Genomic DNA, 12,754 nt, shown 5'->3' with positions numbered 1-12,754 from the left:
GAGGAACTCTCTCTTGTCGCAGGGCTAGCAGGCGTGGGTTGCATAGCCCGGAACAGAGATAGAGATGCCCTCCAACAACCACACACAGAACCGCGAGCTTCAGCAGGAAGCGCGCGCCTGGTCCGACCGCACGGGCACGAAGTACACCGCTGCGCTACGGCAGCTGAACTCGCCTTTGGCCCAAGGTCTGCTGGGCGATCGAGTCAGCCCAAGGCAGCTGATCGCGGTCCTCGACGAGCATGAACTGATCGGCGCACGCGGCGGCGATCCCGTCCTGGGCGAGAACGGGTTCCGCTCGGAATCACCGTGGCGCTTCAACGGCGAGACCGACCTCATTGAACTCGCGCTCATCACGGACATGCTCCGCATGTTTACCCCCATCCCGGGCGACGCAACGCCGGAAGTCGGCAGCTACGCCTTGAAGCACACAGCGGAGTGGTTCCTCAGCCCGCACTGCTCCTACGTATCCAACGGCCGCCTGATCTGGGCCGCCGCCGCACTGGGGCTCCCGATTGCCACTCCGGACGGCGCCGGCCCAAACCTTCTGATCGGCGTGCCCGAGCGCGAGCACGACTACGTGCGCCGGATGGTCAACCGTGGGCCGAGGCGACCGCGTGTCCACCACTATCGGCCCGCCGGATACGAACACTTGCAGGCTGCGCTCGCCCAGGCAGCGGCAGGTCAGCCCATCACGGGTGGCTGGGTTCGTCCGGCGGTCGTGGAAGACGCAACTCCATTCCACGACTGGCTGGTTCTGCAAGCGCGCCGCGACGACGCCGTAGGCGACTTCGCGAGCGACTACGCCGCCGGTGTCCGAGACAGCGACCACCACGTCGCCCGCACTCCGGAGGAGCTACTGGCCATCCTGTACGAAGTCTCGCTCTCACCCGCGGCATACGACTCTGCTGTGATCACGATCGCCGAATGGATGAGGACAGTGCCCTCGTCGGTACCCATCCGCACCGAACGTATCGGCAGGAATGCGCATGACCACAACGGGTGGGGCGCGGGAGCTGGCACCGTGGAGCGCTACGAGTACCGCTGTCCCTGCGGAGACGGGACGATCATCGAAGAACACGACAACATTCCCGGCTTCCGAGAGCACGACGTTTGGATCACATGCGACAAGTGTCGCGAAGAGTGGCGGTTCGTTCCCGGAAGGCCTATACGTCAGTGGGGGCTGGAACCTGCGGCCGCCTTGGACGGGACGCACTAGCCAGGTCCCTGGCACGGGTGCAAGCCCTGTCGGTCGCGGGGCACCAGCAGGGACGCTACCAGTGCGCCGGGACAGAGCAGACTGTCTCGGCGCACCGCAGCGATTGACTGGAGGCGCGCCAGAGGTCTGAGGTCTGAGTCGAGTCATACTACTTGATCGAACACGTGTTCGATACTAGAGTCATGGCGCGGAGAACCCCGCAGAGCCGGAAGGGGGGCATCATGGCATCGGACCAGAAGGTGGACACCAGTCACGTCACAGTTCACAAGCTGCCGCCCGTCACCCGGCGACTCAGCGAGGACCCCCGCTGGGAGGTCCGCGCACAAGGACAGGTCATCGGCTGGGTCGAGGCCCGCCACCTGGGCAAAGGCCACACCTTGTTCTACTTCGCAACAGGCATCCACCCACAGACCGGGCGGGAGTACAGGCTTGAAGGAAGCACAAGCTTCGATGAACGGGTCAACACCGTCGCTGACTTCTACCGGGACCCCATGACCCAGCGCCAGCATCTCGGGGGCTATTCGGGCACAGCGCAGACCTGAGAAGTCAAGTCCTCGTACCGGCACGTCCGCGCGGCTAGTCTTCCCGATCGCAGGAGCCGAGCGTATGGTTGGGGGTGAGGCAGATTTCTCCTCTGTAACGCGCCGCTCGCGGCAGGCTCTCGCAGCCACTCTTCAACGCACTGCCTCGCTCTACCTGTTGTGCGCTGGAGAGGAACGAAGCCATGATCCGCCTACTGTGGGCCGCAAGCAGCAACATCCGCTACTTCATGCGGCGCTACCTGCCCAGCAACGTCCTGCTCGACGCGATCCGTACCCGTCGAGGATTGAAGTGGGGCGTGCCCGCGATGCTGCTCGCCATCCCGTACCTGTTCGTCGCCAACCTCTGCGTGCGCCTCATCGCGGACGGCGGCGCCGGCTGGCTCCACCTCGTCGTGCTGGTGTGCATCTGGAGCGCATTCAAGATGCTCTGGATCGGCCCGGTCAGCATCGTTCTGCTCATCCGGGTGCGCTTGCGCGAGGCCGCAGCAGCTCGCCGTCAGCGTCGCGAGATGGCAGACGCCGCGAAGCACTCAACCTGCGTCGGTTGATGCGGAGGGTCACATGCTGCGCGAAGGGGTGCCCGTCGTCGGCGCGTGCCGTTCCTGACCGGTGCTGAGTTGGTCGCGTTCCACTCTCCGTATCGTGGCTGGCGCCTGTGCTGCCCGGCTTACGAGGTCCATCAGGTCTGAGGCGTCGGTCACGAGCGACGCCGTGCCCGCTTGGATGAGTCGATGCGGTCCGTAGCTGGTTGCGCTGGTCACCGGACCCGGCGCGGCGCCCACGACGCGGCCAAGCTCATGTGCCCACTGGGCAACGGGCATGGCACCCGAACGGCTCGCGGCCTCGACGATCGTCGTCGATCCCGATAGCGCGGCTTCGATCCGTGCCCGCGCGAGGAACATGCTGTGCGTCGGCAGCGTCCCGGGCGGGAACTCGGTGACGAGCAGACCGAGGTCGCCGATGCTTTCCAGCAACTCCCGGTGTCCGGCCGGGTGGGGGCGGTCGAGCCCTCCGGCCAGCACAGCGACGGTATGACCGCTGCTCGCCAGCACGGCACGGTGAACCGCTGCGTCGATTCCGTAGGCGCCACCGGAAACCAACACCTTCTCTTCGGCGGCGAGTTCGTTGGCGAGCGTATGCGCGACATGAGTCCCGTAGCTGGTCGCGGCCCGCGCCCCGGTGATCGTGAACCGATCCTCCTCGCGGCCCGTCATCAGCGAGTCAGCACCCTTGACCCACAGCACATAGGGCCGGCGATCCCCGAGACCACGGAGCGATGCAGGGAATCCATCGTCCCCGGGAATGAGCGTCTGGCATCCGAGCTTCTCCGTGTCTCGAAGCGCAGCACGCACGGCATCCGGAGAGCCGTCGAAGCGCAGGCGCCTTCGCCACAGCGCGGCCGCGGTCTTGTCCATCGTCGGCACCGGGCCGTCCGTCGTCAGTAGGCGCACCGTCTCGACGGCACCGACCGTACTGACCAAGCGGCCCGTCCTTGGGTCGTCCGGAGGGACGAGGACCGCGAGCGCGATCCTCGCGGCTCGTTCGTCTGTGGCCAATGCGGCGATCGTGTCCATGCCGGTTCCTCTCCGTCATCGGACAGGTACGCCAGCCTGCGCCCGCGCGAGAGCCCGAGGAGACAACGGCTGCCGTCGCTCATCCCGGCGGCGGGGAGTCAGGCGTGTGCGGGCGGCGACCACGAGGACGCAGCGTGCCGCCTGCCTCGATCACCAACAGGCGAACGGTCTTGTCGTTGATGCCGAGCCGCTCGCCGACCTCCACCAGAGTCAGCCCGTCAACGTAGAGACGCACTGCCTCTTGACGCACCGGCTCCGGCACGGCCGGCCGCCGGACGGCGAGCCCCGCCTGCCGGACGATTTTGGTCACGGTGGCCCTGTGCACCTGGAAGCGAGTCGCAAGCTCGTGAACGGGCACTCCATCGGCGTACCCAGCGAGCAACTCAGCGTGATTCGAGGCACTCAAACGGGTTTGAGACTGGCACGAATCTCCGCACACCGGACCCCGCTGATCGACGAGCTGGGAGCCCCGTGGGCGGCGTCGCCGACGGTGAGACCCCTTGACGACGCGGGAGATCAGCGTGCGGAGCGGCCTCGGGGGGTTTGAGAAGCACCTACGGAGGTCCACCACCGCAGATCCCTTTGAATGAGGGGTCCGCGTCTTGTATGAAGGGGACGTGGACGTCTTCCGCAAGCACCGCCCCGCCGCCCCACGAGGGTTCTTCGCGGTCGAGGCCGCCGGTCTGCGCTGGCTGGGGGCCGTGGGCGCGGTCCGCGTCGCCCAGGTGATCGACGTCGGGGAAGAGCACATCGCGATCGAGCGGCTCACCGAGGCGGCGCCCACTCCCGCGCACGCGGAGGACTTCGGCCGCGACCTGGCCGCGCTGCACGACGCCGGCGCACCCGCGTTCGGCGCCCCGCCGCAGGGTTGGGACGCCGACGGCTTCATCGGTGAAGCGCCCCTGCCGCTGCGCACCGAGGCCACGTGGGGCACGTTCTACGCCCGCTGGCGCATCGAGCCGTACCTGGCCGAATCCGGCATCGACGCGCGCGGGCGGGCCGTCCTGGAGCGGCTGGCCGAGGCGCTGGCGTCCGGCACGTTCGACGATGCTGCTCCGCCGGCCCGGATCCACGGCGATCTCTGGTCGGGCAACGTGCTGTGGACGCCGAGCGGCGTCGGCCTGATCGACCCGGCCGCCCACGGCGGCCACCGGATCACCGACCTCGCCATGCTCGCGCTGTTCTCGACGCCGCAGCTGGGCCGCATCCACGCTGCCTACGCCGAGGCGTCGGCGCACCTGCCCGCGCACTGGCGGGAGCTCGTGCCGCTCCACCAGGTCCACCCCCTGCTCGTCCACGCCGTGCTGTTCGGCGGCGGGTACCGGGCCCAGGCCGTGGACGCCGCCCAGCGGGCGCTGGCGCTGGCGGGCTGACTCGACGTCGAACGACCACCGCGGTTCCGTCGGGAGGTGCGTGGCGCGGCCCGAGGGTCGGTGGGGCATGATGACCGACGTGGCTGAGGCGGTCTCCATCGTGATGCTGGTGCTCGTCCTGGGATTCGCCGTGGTCCGACCCCAGGGCTTGCCGGAGGCTGTCGGTGCGGTGCCCGCTGCACTGGTGGTGCTCGCCGTGGGAGCGCTGAGCAGCGACCGGGCACTCGCTGAGATCGAGCGCCTGTTGCCCGTCGTGGCGTTCTTGGCCGCCATGTTGGTGATCAGCGAACTGTGTGATGCCGACGGTCTGTTCCGGTACGCCGGTGCGCGGATGGCCGCCAAGAGCCGCGGTGAGCCGCATCGCCTGCTGCGGTACGTGTTCGTGCTGGCGGCCGCGGTCACGGCCGTGCTGTCGTTGGACGCGACCGTGGTGCTCCTGACTCCGGTGGTGTTCGCCACGGCGTAGCGCCTGGGCGTCCGGCCGAAACCCCATGCCTACGCGTGCACCCATCTGGCCAATGCAGGGTCGTTGCTCTTGCCGGTGTCGAACCTGACCAACCTGCTGGCGATGGGCACCGCTGGTCTCACGTTCGTGAGCTTTGCCGGTCTGATGACCCTGCCGTGGCTCGTGGTGCTGGTGGTGGAGTACGGGGCGTTCCGGATGTTCTTCGCCTCCGACCTGTCCATCCCTGCCACCCAGCCGAGCAGCCCGGACGCCCCTGCCCTGCCCCGGTTCTCGGCCGCCGCGCTGGCGTTGACCCTGGTCGGGTTCGTCGTGGCGTCCCTCGTCGGTGTGGAGCCGGCCTGGGTGGCGCTGGCCGGGGCACTGGTCATGGCGGTCCGGGCGCTCGTCGTGGGCCAGGTCTCCCCGCGTGACCTACCGAGGTTCGTCAACCTGCCGTTCCTGCTGTTCGTGCTGGCGTTGGGGATCGTCGTGGCGGCCGTCGTGGAGGGAGGCCTCGGAACAGCGATCGGCACCATCGTGCCGCTGGGCGACTCGTTGACCTCACTCCTCGCGTGGGCTGGGCTGGCAGCTGTGCTTGCCAACGTGGTGAACAACCTGCCGGCGGTTCTGGTGCTGTTGCCCTTCGCTGCCGATGCCGGAACCGGAGCCGTCCTTGCCACCCTGATCGGAGTCAACGTGGGCCCCAACCTGACCTACGTCGGTTCGTTGGCCACCCTGCTCTGGCGGCGGGTCGTGGCCGACCACGACCAGGACGCGCGCCTGGGGGAATTCACCCTGCTCGGGCTGCTCGCCACGCCGGTCGCCATCGTCGCAGCCGTCGTGGCGTTGTGGATTTCACTGCAACTGATGGGAGCCGTCTGATGAACATCCTCGTCTGGGTCGTGGCAGGCACCTGGCCGGCCTGCGTGGGAGCGGCCAAGGACATCGCAGAGGTCAGACACCGGGCCGGGCAGGACGTCTCCATCACCCTGCTGCACGTGATCGACGACGCACCCCACGAGGTTGCGGCAGGTGCCTTCGACGCGCTGATGGGCCGCGGGAGACACCGCGACCCCGCCGAACAGATCAGGCAGCTCACCCAGGAGGCGGCCGAGGACATGCTGGCCGCCGCGCACCATGAGCTGGGCCTTCCCGCAACCCGGCGGTTGGTAACCGGCCGGGTGGAACGCGTCGTCACTGCCGCCGCCCAGGATGCCGACTACGTGATCGTGGGCCGTGACGGCGACAGGAGCCGCCTCGGCCCCGACAGCCTGGGCCGCCACACCCGCTTCGTGGTCGACCACGCACCCTGCGCAGTCATGCTGATCTGGCCCGAAACCGCGCCAAGCCTCGGCTCCATCCCACCACCCCCACCCCGACACCAACGTCCTTCCGAGGCATGAGGCCGCATCTCTGGCGGCCCGGCTCACGTCAGCTCAGGACCACGACGGCTGCGCCCGTTTCGGGTTCCAGGTCCACGAGCAGCTCCTCTGCCACCCAGCGCGCAGACCCGCCCGTGACGCTCATCCGCTGATGCGGTTGGTGCCGGCCGCTCCACGGGCGCAGCACCACCGTCTGTGCCGTCTCGGGTCTGCCGAACACGAACAGTACGACCCGCGGGTCGTCCTCGGCCCCCACGTACTCCACCACGTAGCCGTGTCGGGCAGGGTCGCCGTGGCGTTGCACCGTGCCCCCCAGCACGACGGGGCGGATGTCGCGGTACAGCGCGATCAGGTCCCTGGCCAGGTGCTCCTCCTCGGGCGACCAGCCGCGCAGGTCGGCCCCCACCCCGAGCACGCCGCACATGGCGACGCAGAACCGGTAGGTCAGCGAGGCGGGCGTGGTGTCGAGGTGCCCGGGGAGGTCGGTGACCCACGAGCTCATCGTCGCTGCGGGGTACACCGACAAGAACCCGTGCTGGATGGCCAGCCGGTCCCGTGGCCCGGTCTCGTCGCTGGGCCACACCACGTCGCTGCGTTCCAGCACGGACGCCGCGACCCGGGCCCCGCCGCCGCTGCAGGCCTCCACCGTCACGTCGGGGAACTCCGTGCGCAGCGCGTCCAGCAGCCGGTGCCAGGCCTGCGTGTGCTGCAGGCCTGCCTCGCGCCCGTGGAGATCCCCCGCGCGCACCGCATCGGTGAGGGCCCGGTTCATGTCCCACTTGAGGTGGTCGACGCCGGTACCCGTGAGGAGGCGCCGCAGGGTGCCCAGCACCCAGGCCTCCACCTCGGCCCGGCCCAGGTCGAGCACGTACTGGTTGCGGATCGTCACGGGCTCGCGGTCGGGCGAGCGGTGGATCCAGTCCGGATGGGCCCGGTAGAGCTCGGAGTCGGGGTTCACGCCCTCGGGCTCCACCCACAGCCCGAACCGCATCCCGAGCCCGTGCACCTCCTCGACCAGCGGCGCGAGACCCTCGGGGAAGGCGACCGGATCCGGCGTCCAGTCACCCAGCCCGGCGGTGTCGTCGCGGCGACCGGCGAACCAGCCATCGTCCACAACGAACATCTCGCACCCCAAGGCGGCGGCCCGGCGGGCCAGATCGCGCTGCTGGTCGCACCCCACGTCGAACTCGGTCGCGTACCACGAGTTGTACGTGACCGGACGCCGGGCCGCGGCGGTGTCGCGCAGCCGCTCGGCGCGATGGTAGGCGTGCCAGGCGCGGGCGGCGGCGTCGGCGTCCGGCGCCCAGAGACCGAGCAGCTCCGGGCAAACGAAGCTCTCCCCGGGTTCGAGCAGGATCGGTGTTTCGTCGTGGACGCCCGCCGCCACCCGCACCCACCCCAGCCGGGGGTTGGCGTGCACGTCGAGCCGCCACGACCCCGACCAGGCCAGCGCCACCGACCAGCGTCCGCGGCTCGCGTCCGCCGGGTCGCCCAGCGTGGCGACGGGGGCCCACAAATGCGACGTGAGGCCCTGCCGGCTGCCCATGCTCCAGGTGCCCCGGGGCAGGACGACGCGGGTCGGCGTGAACTCCTCGCACCAGCCCCCCGCCAGCGCGTCGATGAGGGCACCGGCGGGCAGAGGCAGGTTGAAGGCGCCGGTGAGGGCGCGCGCCAGGGTGAGGGGGGCGTCCCCCGCGTTGCGGACCGTCGCCCCGCGCACCACCACGTCGTGCTCCGTCGAGACCCGCCAGCTCAGCTCCACCTCCAGGCCCACCGCGTCATCGCGCAACAGGCACGTCACGGTCTCCCCGCCGTCGGTGGACGCGCGGTGTGGTTCCCCCACGAGCCGGACGCGAGCGCCGTCGCGCCGGTCGTCGCGCTGCACGAGCAGCTCGGACTCCAGCACGTGGCGGGTTCCGGCGACGCCGAACTCGTGGGGAAGCAGGTCGTCGGGGGTGTCGAAGCCCGGCAGCACCGGCGGCGCGGGTGGCTCGACCTCGGCCTCCCGTGCCCCCCACCCGAGCAGGCGCAGGCCGCTGCCGGATGCCGTCGGAGCGAAGGAGTAGCGGGTGTGCGGGGTGTGCAGCTCGATCGGCTCGCCCATCAGGCCAGCGTATGAGAGCCCGCCGCCCCCGACCATGCGCGAACCGGCGGCCCGGCTGGAGGATTCTCTGCCCGAGCCACACCGGCCGCGCCCGCGCGGCCTAGTCTCGCGGCAGGAGGCAGGCATGACCCCATGGCATCCGGTGCAGCTCGCACTCGCGACCGACCCCGACCTCGGAGGTCGGTGGACGTCCCTGCGCGCCGGCAACCGGGAGTGGCTCTGGGCCAACCCCGACCCGGCGATCGCCTCCGCGCGCCCCCAGGTCACGCCCGGGGACGCCTTCGTGGACGCCGGCGGCGGCGAGGAGTGCTTCCCCTGCCTGCGGGCCCCCCACGACCACGGTCTGGTCTGGAACCGGCAGTGGCACATCGACGGTGGCACGGCTCACGTCAGCGCCGAGGGTCACCACCTCAAGCGCACCGTGCGGGAGGCCGACGACGGGCTGACCGTCACCTACACCGCCACCGCGGACACGCCGCGCGACGTGCTCCACGCCACCCACCTGTTGCTCGACCTGTCCGACGCCGCCCAACTCCACCCCGGCGCGCACAGGCCGGTGGTGTTCCTCGACCCACGCCCCACCGCCGAGATCGAGGCCCTGGGCGGTGAGGACGCCTGGGTCCGGTCCCTGGGGCGCGGTCATCGGGGAGCCGTCTGCTACCTGCTGCCGGACTGCCGCACCGTCACCGTCACCGACGGCGACGACGCGCTCCGGCTCACCCTCGACGCTGCTCCCGACGTGCCCCTGGGCTTCGTGGTGTGGCGCAACCTGCGGGGCTGGCCGACCGACGGGCCGTACCGCAGCATCGGCGTCGAGCCCGTCCTTGGACGCGACGTCTCGCTGCCGCCCTCACGCCCCGGGGACGCCGTGCGCGTGGGCCCGGACGCGCCGGTGACCTGGCAGCTGACCCTCCAGGGGCTGCGCCGCGACGACGGCCCGGCGGACGCCTGAGTGGCGTTACTTGTTGGCGCCCACCAGCAGGCCGGACACGAACTGCTTCTGGAAGGCGAAGAACACCAGCGCCGGGGGCACCGCCGCCATGAGCGACGCGGCGGCGAGGAGGTTCCAGGAACTCGCGTAGGCGCCCTGCAGGTTGAGCAGCGCGGCGGTGATCGGGAACTTCGCCTCACTCTGCAGGGTGGTGAGCGCCCAGAGCAGGTCGTTGAACACCCAGGTCGTCGCCAGCGCGGCGAGGGCGGCCAGCGACGGGCGGCACAGGGGCAGCACGATGCGCCAATACGTCTGGACGGGCCCGCACCGGTCGAGCAGCGCCGCCTCGAAGACCTCCTTGGGCAGCCCGCGCATGAAGCCGTACAGCACGAAGGTGTAGAAGCCGAGGCCGAAGCCGATCTGCACGACGATCACGGCGGTCAGGGTGTCGTAGATGCCCATCCCCTGCGCGATCCGCGCCACCGGGATGAGCAGGATCTGGGGCGGCAGCAGGTTGCCCGCGAGCATGAGCATCAGGATGGTCCGCCGGAACGGGATGCGGTAGCGGCTGAGCGCGAACGCCGCCATGGACGCCAGCGCGAGGGTGAGGGTGACGACGAAGAACGTCACGATCAACGAGTTCCAGAGTCCTCGGCCCACGCCACCGGAGCGGAAAGCCTCCGGGAAGGCGGCGAAGGTGAACGAGGTGGGGAAGGCGCCCAGGCCGTTGAGGGCGATGTCGTCGAACGTGCGCAGCGAGAGCAGCACCACGAAGGCGATCGGGCTGATCCAGAGCAGGCACACCACCGTCAGGATCGTGTGGAAGGCGAGGGTGCCACCGAGGCCGCGGCGCCGGCGTCCGGCGTGGGAGAGGGCGGTCACAGGTCATCCTCCTCAGCGCGGGCCTGGCGGGCGACGTAGGTGATGATGAAGAGGATCGCGAGGGCGAAGATGACCACCGCGATGGCCGAGGCGTAGCCGAGGTTCACATAGCTGAAGGCCTGTTCGAACATGTAGGTCGACAACAGCTGGCTCTGGTTGAAGGGGCCACCCCGCGTCATGACCCAGACGATGTCGAAGGTCCGCAGTGAGTCGATGACGGTGATCGCGAAGATGACGGTGTTGACGCCGGCCAGCTGCGGCATGACGACACGCCAGAACCGCTGCCACGCGTTCGCCCCGTCCACGGCCGCGGCCTCCTCCAGGCTCGGGTCGCAGCCCTTGAGCCCCGCCAAGTACAGCACCATGATGTACCCGACCTGGCGCCAGACCGCGGCCACCAGGACGGCCCCCAGGGCGGTGTCGGGGTTGGCCAGCCACTGTTGTTGCAGGTGGCCCAACCCGACGAGCTCGAGGGTGTTGTTCACGGGCCCGCCGGGGGCATAGACGATGCGCCAGAACAAGCCGGTCACGGCCATGGAGATGACCATCGGCAGGAAGATCACGGTGCGATAGACACCGACGAAACGGCGCGGCTGGTTGAGCGCGACGGCCAGCGCCAGACCACCCACGACGCTCAGCCCGCCGAACCCGAACACCCACAGCACGTTGTTCCACAACGCGGTGCGGAAGATGGGGTCGGCCAGCAGCCGTTCATAGTTCGCCGTGCCCACGGGCTCGGCCACCCCGACCCCGCCCCACGTCGTGGTGGACAGCCAGAAGCTGTTGAGCGCGGGCCAGAACACCCAGAACAGCTCGACCGCGAGCGGGACGAGCAGGAAGAACCACACCACCGGCGGCACGCGCCGGCCGAGGCGTGACCGCCGCGGCCGGCGTCCCTCGCCCGGGGCAGCGGCGGTCGCCGGGGGTGCGGAGGTGCTCACTGCGAGAAGACCTGCTCCGCGGCGGTCTGCCAGTCGGCCAGGATGACGTCGACGTCACCGGGGGCGTTGATGAACCGCATCAACGCCGTGTCGGCCGTGCCCTGCAGCTCGTCATTGGAGTCACGGTTGAAGAACTGGGTGATCTGATCGGTACCGTTCAGCAGCTCCAGGCCTTTCTGGATGAGCGGCGAGAACCCGGCAGTGTCCACGTCGGGATGCGTGGGGAGGTTCGGCGAGACAGCCTTCTCGATGAACTCCTGCTGGGCTGCAGCACTGGCCAGGTAATCGGCCACCGCCTTGCCCCCCTCGGGGTTGCGTGCGTTGGCGGCGACCATGAAACCGTCGGTGGGGGCCTCCTCCGCGGACGGGATGCTCGGATCGATGGTGGGCACGGAGAAGAAGTCCAGATCCGATTGCTGGTCCTCCGGCCAGTACGCGGTCGCGAACGTCCCGACCAGATACATGGCGGCCTCGTTGCGGGCGATCGGTGCAGCGGCCTGCTGCGGATCCCACGACAGCGAATCGGGGTGGAAGTAGGGCAGGATCTCGGCGTAGCGCGCCATGACGGCCCGCACCTCGTCGCTGTTGAAGGAGTGCTGGCCCGCGAGCAGCTCCCGATGGAAGTCGGCGCCGTTGACACGCAGGTCAAGGTAGTCGAACCAGGCCGCCGCCATCCACGCGTTGTTGGCGAGCCCGGTGGTGAGGGGGGCGACCCCGCGGGTCTGCAGATTGTCGAGCAGCCCCATGAACTCGTCCCACGTCTCCACGGCCGAGACGCCCCACTCCTCGAACGAGGAGGTCCGGTGGAACAGCGCCCACCAGTAGTAGTTGGTCGGCACGAAGTACTGCCGCCCGTCGTAGGTCGACAGGTCCTTCAGGGCGTCGGAGAAGCCGGACGCGTTGCCGGACTCCCACAGCTCACTGACGTCATACAGCAGGCCCTCCTCTGCGAACGAGTTCGTGACGGAGCCGGCGTACCAGGTGAGCACATCAGGGGCCTGGTTCGACGTCAGGTAGGTGGGCAGCTGGGCGCGGAACTGACTGGTGGCGACGGTGTTGATGGTGACATCGAAGTCGCTCACCCCGCCGATCACATCGGCCAGTGCCTGCCGTGGGCCCGCGTCCTGCATGTTCGACTGGAGAACGACCTCACGCGCCACCTCGGCGGGGGTGCCGCCTCCGGTGCCGGTGGAGGGCTGCGCGGCCGGCCCGGCGCCGGCGCCGACGCAGCCCGTGAGCACGGCGCTCCCGGCCAACCCGGCGGACCCCAGCAGCAGATTGCGTCGCGTGATTCCGAACGGTGACGAGTGGTTCATGATGTCCTCCGGTGGTGGAGCCGCGGCCTCGTGAGGCTCCCTTGGTTG

Annotated in this window: 12 protein-coding genes and 1 pseudogene; 7 read left to right on the top strand and 6 right to left on the bottom strand. The window is 69.6% G+C overall.

From position 1 onward, the window contains the following. The first annotated feature begins 64 nt into the window (after window positions 1–64). The 3 genes from IFY26_RS07305 (at window position 65) to IFY26_RS07295 (ending at window position 2,306) form a co-directional block, all read left to right on the top strand. Window positions 65–1,216 carry a hypothetical protein gene (locus tag IFY26_RS07305; RefSeq protein ID WP_232548350.1) on the top strand — a complete coding sequence of 384 codons (1,152 nt, stop codon included), beginning with the start codon at window positions 65–67 and terminating at the stop codon, window positions 1,214–1,216. Between the two features lie 221 nt (window positions 1,217–1,437). Further along, entirely contained in the window at window positions 1,438–1,758 is a 321-nt protein-coding gene (locus tag IFY26_RS07300) for a hypothetical protein (RefSeq protein ID WP_232548349.1), read from the top strand. A gap of 182 nt (window positions 1,759–1,940) precedes the next feature. Continuing rightward, the gene (locus tag IFY26_RS07295) at window positions 1,941–2,306 is read left to right on the top strand and encodes a sulfate permease (RefSeq protein WP_232548348.1); all 366 of its coding nucleotides are present in this window, start codon (window positions 1,941–1,943) and stop codon (window positions 2,304–2,306) included. A 9-nt stretch (window positions 2,307–2,315) separates the two neighbouring features. Here IFY26_RS07295 and IFY26_RS07290 read toward each other — a convergent pair whose 3' ends face one another. Together IFY26_RS07290 and IFY26_RS07285 are read right to left on the bottom strand one after the other, a co-directional pair. Next, complete coding sequence (locus tag IFY26_RS07290) at window positions 2,316–3,332, bottom strand: DNA-processing protein DprA (RefSeq protein WP_232548347.1); 1,017 nt, start codon at window positions 3,330–3,332, stop codon at window positions 2,316–2,318. A 79-nt stretch (window positions 3,333–3,411) separates the two neighbouring features. Next, window positions 3,412–3,642 carry a helix-turn-helix domain-containing protein gene (locus IFY26_RS07285; RefSeq protein ID WP_232548346.1) on the bottom strand — a complete coding sequence of 77 codons (231 nt, stop codon included), beginning with the start codon at window positions 3,640–3,642 and terminating at the stop codon, window positions 3,412–3,414. A gap of 292 nt (window positions 3,643–3,934) precedes the next feature. Here IFY26_RS07285 and IFY26_RS07280 point away from each other — a divergent pair, with 292 nt between their 5' ends. The 3 genes and pseudogenes from IFY26_RS07280 (at window position 3,935) to IFY26_RS07270 (ending at window position 6,553) form a co-directional block, all read left to right on the top strand. Then, window positions 3,935–4,705, top strand: coding sequence for a fructosamine kinase family protein (locus IFY26_RS07280; RefSeq protein ID WP_269779238.1), 771 nt, complete (start codon window positions 3,935–3,937; stop codon window positions 4,703–4,705). Between the two features lie 67 nt (window positions 4,706–4,772). Beyond that, window positions 4,773–6,032, top strand: a pseudogene (locus IFY26_RS07275) (SLC13 family permease). Then, entirely contained in the window at window positions 6,032–6,553 is a 522-nt protein-coding gene (locus IFY26_RS07270; protein WP_232548344.1) for a universal stress protein, read from the top strand. Before IFY26_RS07275 ends, IFY26_RS07270 begins: the two are co-directional and overlap by 1 nt. 28 nt (window positions 6,554–6,581) lie before the next feature. On the opposite strand, the gene IFY26_RS07265 is transcribed toward IFY26_RS07270, so the two are convergent. Then, window positions 6,582–8,636 (bottom strand): alpha-galactosidase, encoded by a 2,055-nt coding sequence (locus IFY26_RS07265; protein ID WP_232548343.1) that lies wholly within the window; start codon window positions 8,634–8,636, stop codon window positions 6,582–6,584. A 124-nt stretch (window positions 8,637–8,760) separates the two neighbouring features. Between IFY26_RS07265 and IFY26_RS07260 the strand changes: the two genes are divergently transcribed. Beyond that, the gene (locus IFY26_RS07260; protein ID WP_232548342.1) at window positions 8,761–9,588 is read left to right on the top strand and encodes a hypothetical protein; all 828 of its coding nucleotides are present in this window, start codon (window positions 8,761–8,763) and stop codon (window positions 9,586–9,588) included. Window positions 9,589–9,594: 6 nt separating this feature from the next. Here IFY26_RS07260 and IFY26_RS07255 read toward each other — a convergent pair whose 3' ends face one another. The 3 genes from IFY26_RS07255 to IFY26_RS07245 are packed head-to-tail and all read right to left on the bottom strand — an operon-like array spanning window position 9,595 to window position 12,706. After that, the gene (locus IFY26_RS07255; protein ID WP_232548341.1) at window positions 9,595–10,449 is read right to left on the bottom strand and encodes a carbohydrate ABC transporter permease; all 855 of its coding nucleotides are present in this window, start codon (window positions 10,447–10,449) and stop codon (window positions 9,595–9,597) included. Further along, window positions 10,446–11,390, bottom strand: a complete 945-nt coding sequence (locus tag IFY26_RS07250; RefSeq protein WP_232548340.1) for a carbohydrate ABC transporter permease — start codon at window positions 11,388–11,390, stop codon at window positions 10,446–10,448. Before IFY26_RS07250 ends, IFY26_RS07255 begins: the two co-directional genes overlap by 4 nt. Continuing rightward, window positions 11,387–12,706: an ABC transporter substrate-binding protein gene (locus tag IFY26_RS07245; RefSeq protein ID WP_232548339.1), complete on the bottom strand. Its 1,320-nt coding sequence runs from the start codon at window positions 12,704–12,706 to the stop codon at window positions 11,387–11,389. The genes IFY26_RS07250 and IFY26_RS07245 overlap by 4 nt, the downstream gene beginning before the upstream one ends. Window positions 12,707–12,754: the final 48 nt, after the last annotated feature.

Origin of the sequence: Propioniciclava soli, from assembly GCF_014858005.1 — a bacterium.
GTDB lineage: Bacteria > Actinomycetota > Actinomycetes > Propionibacteriales > Propionibacteriaceae > Propioniciclava > Propioniciclava soli.
This window is presented reverse-complemented; position numbering and strand designations above follow the sequence as displayed.

Coding starts and splice junctions, on each gene's coding strand:
- IFY26_RS07295 (WP_232548348.1), top strand. CDS start 1,941: ATGATCCGCCTACTGTGGGCCGCAAGCAGCAACATCCGCTACTTCATG.
- IFY26_RS07260 (WP_232548342.1), top strand. CDS start 8,761: ATGACCCCATGGCATCCGGTGCAGCTCGCACTCGCGACCGACCCCGAC.
- IFY26_RS07265 (WP_232548343.1), bottom strand. CDS start 8,636: ATGGGCGAGCCGATCGAGCTGCACACCCCGCACACCCGCTACTCCTTC.
- IFY26_RS07245 (WP_232548339.1), bottom strand. CDS start 12,706: ATGAACCACTCGTCACCGTTCGGAATCACGCGACGCAATCTGCTGCTG.
- IFY26_RS07290 (WP_232548347.1), bottom strand. CDS start 3,332: ATGGACACGATCGCCGCATTGGCCACAGACGAACGAGCCGCGAGGATC.
- IFY26_RS07300 (WP_232548349.1), top strand. CDS start 1,438: ATGGCATCGGACCAGAAGGTGGACACCAGTCACGTCACAGTTCACAAG.
- IFY26_RS07270 (WP_232548344.1), top strand. CDS start 6,032: ATGAACATCCTCGTCTGGGTCGTGGCAGGCACCTGGCCGGCCTGCGTG.
- IFY26_RS07305 (WP_232548350.1), top strand. CDS start 65: ATGCCCTCCAACAACCACACACAGAACCGCGAGCTTCAGCAGGAAGCG.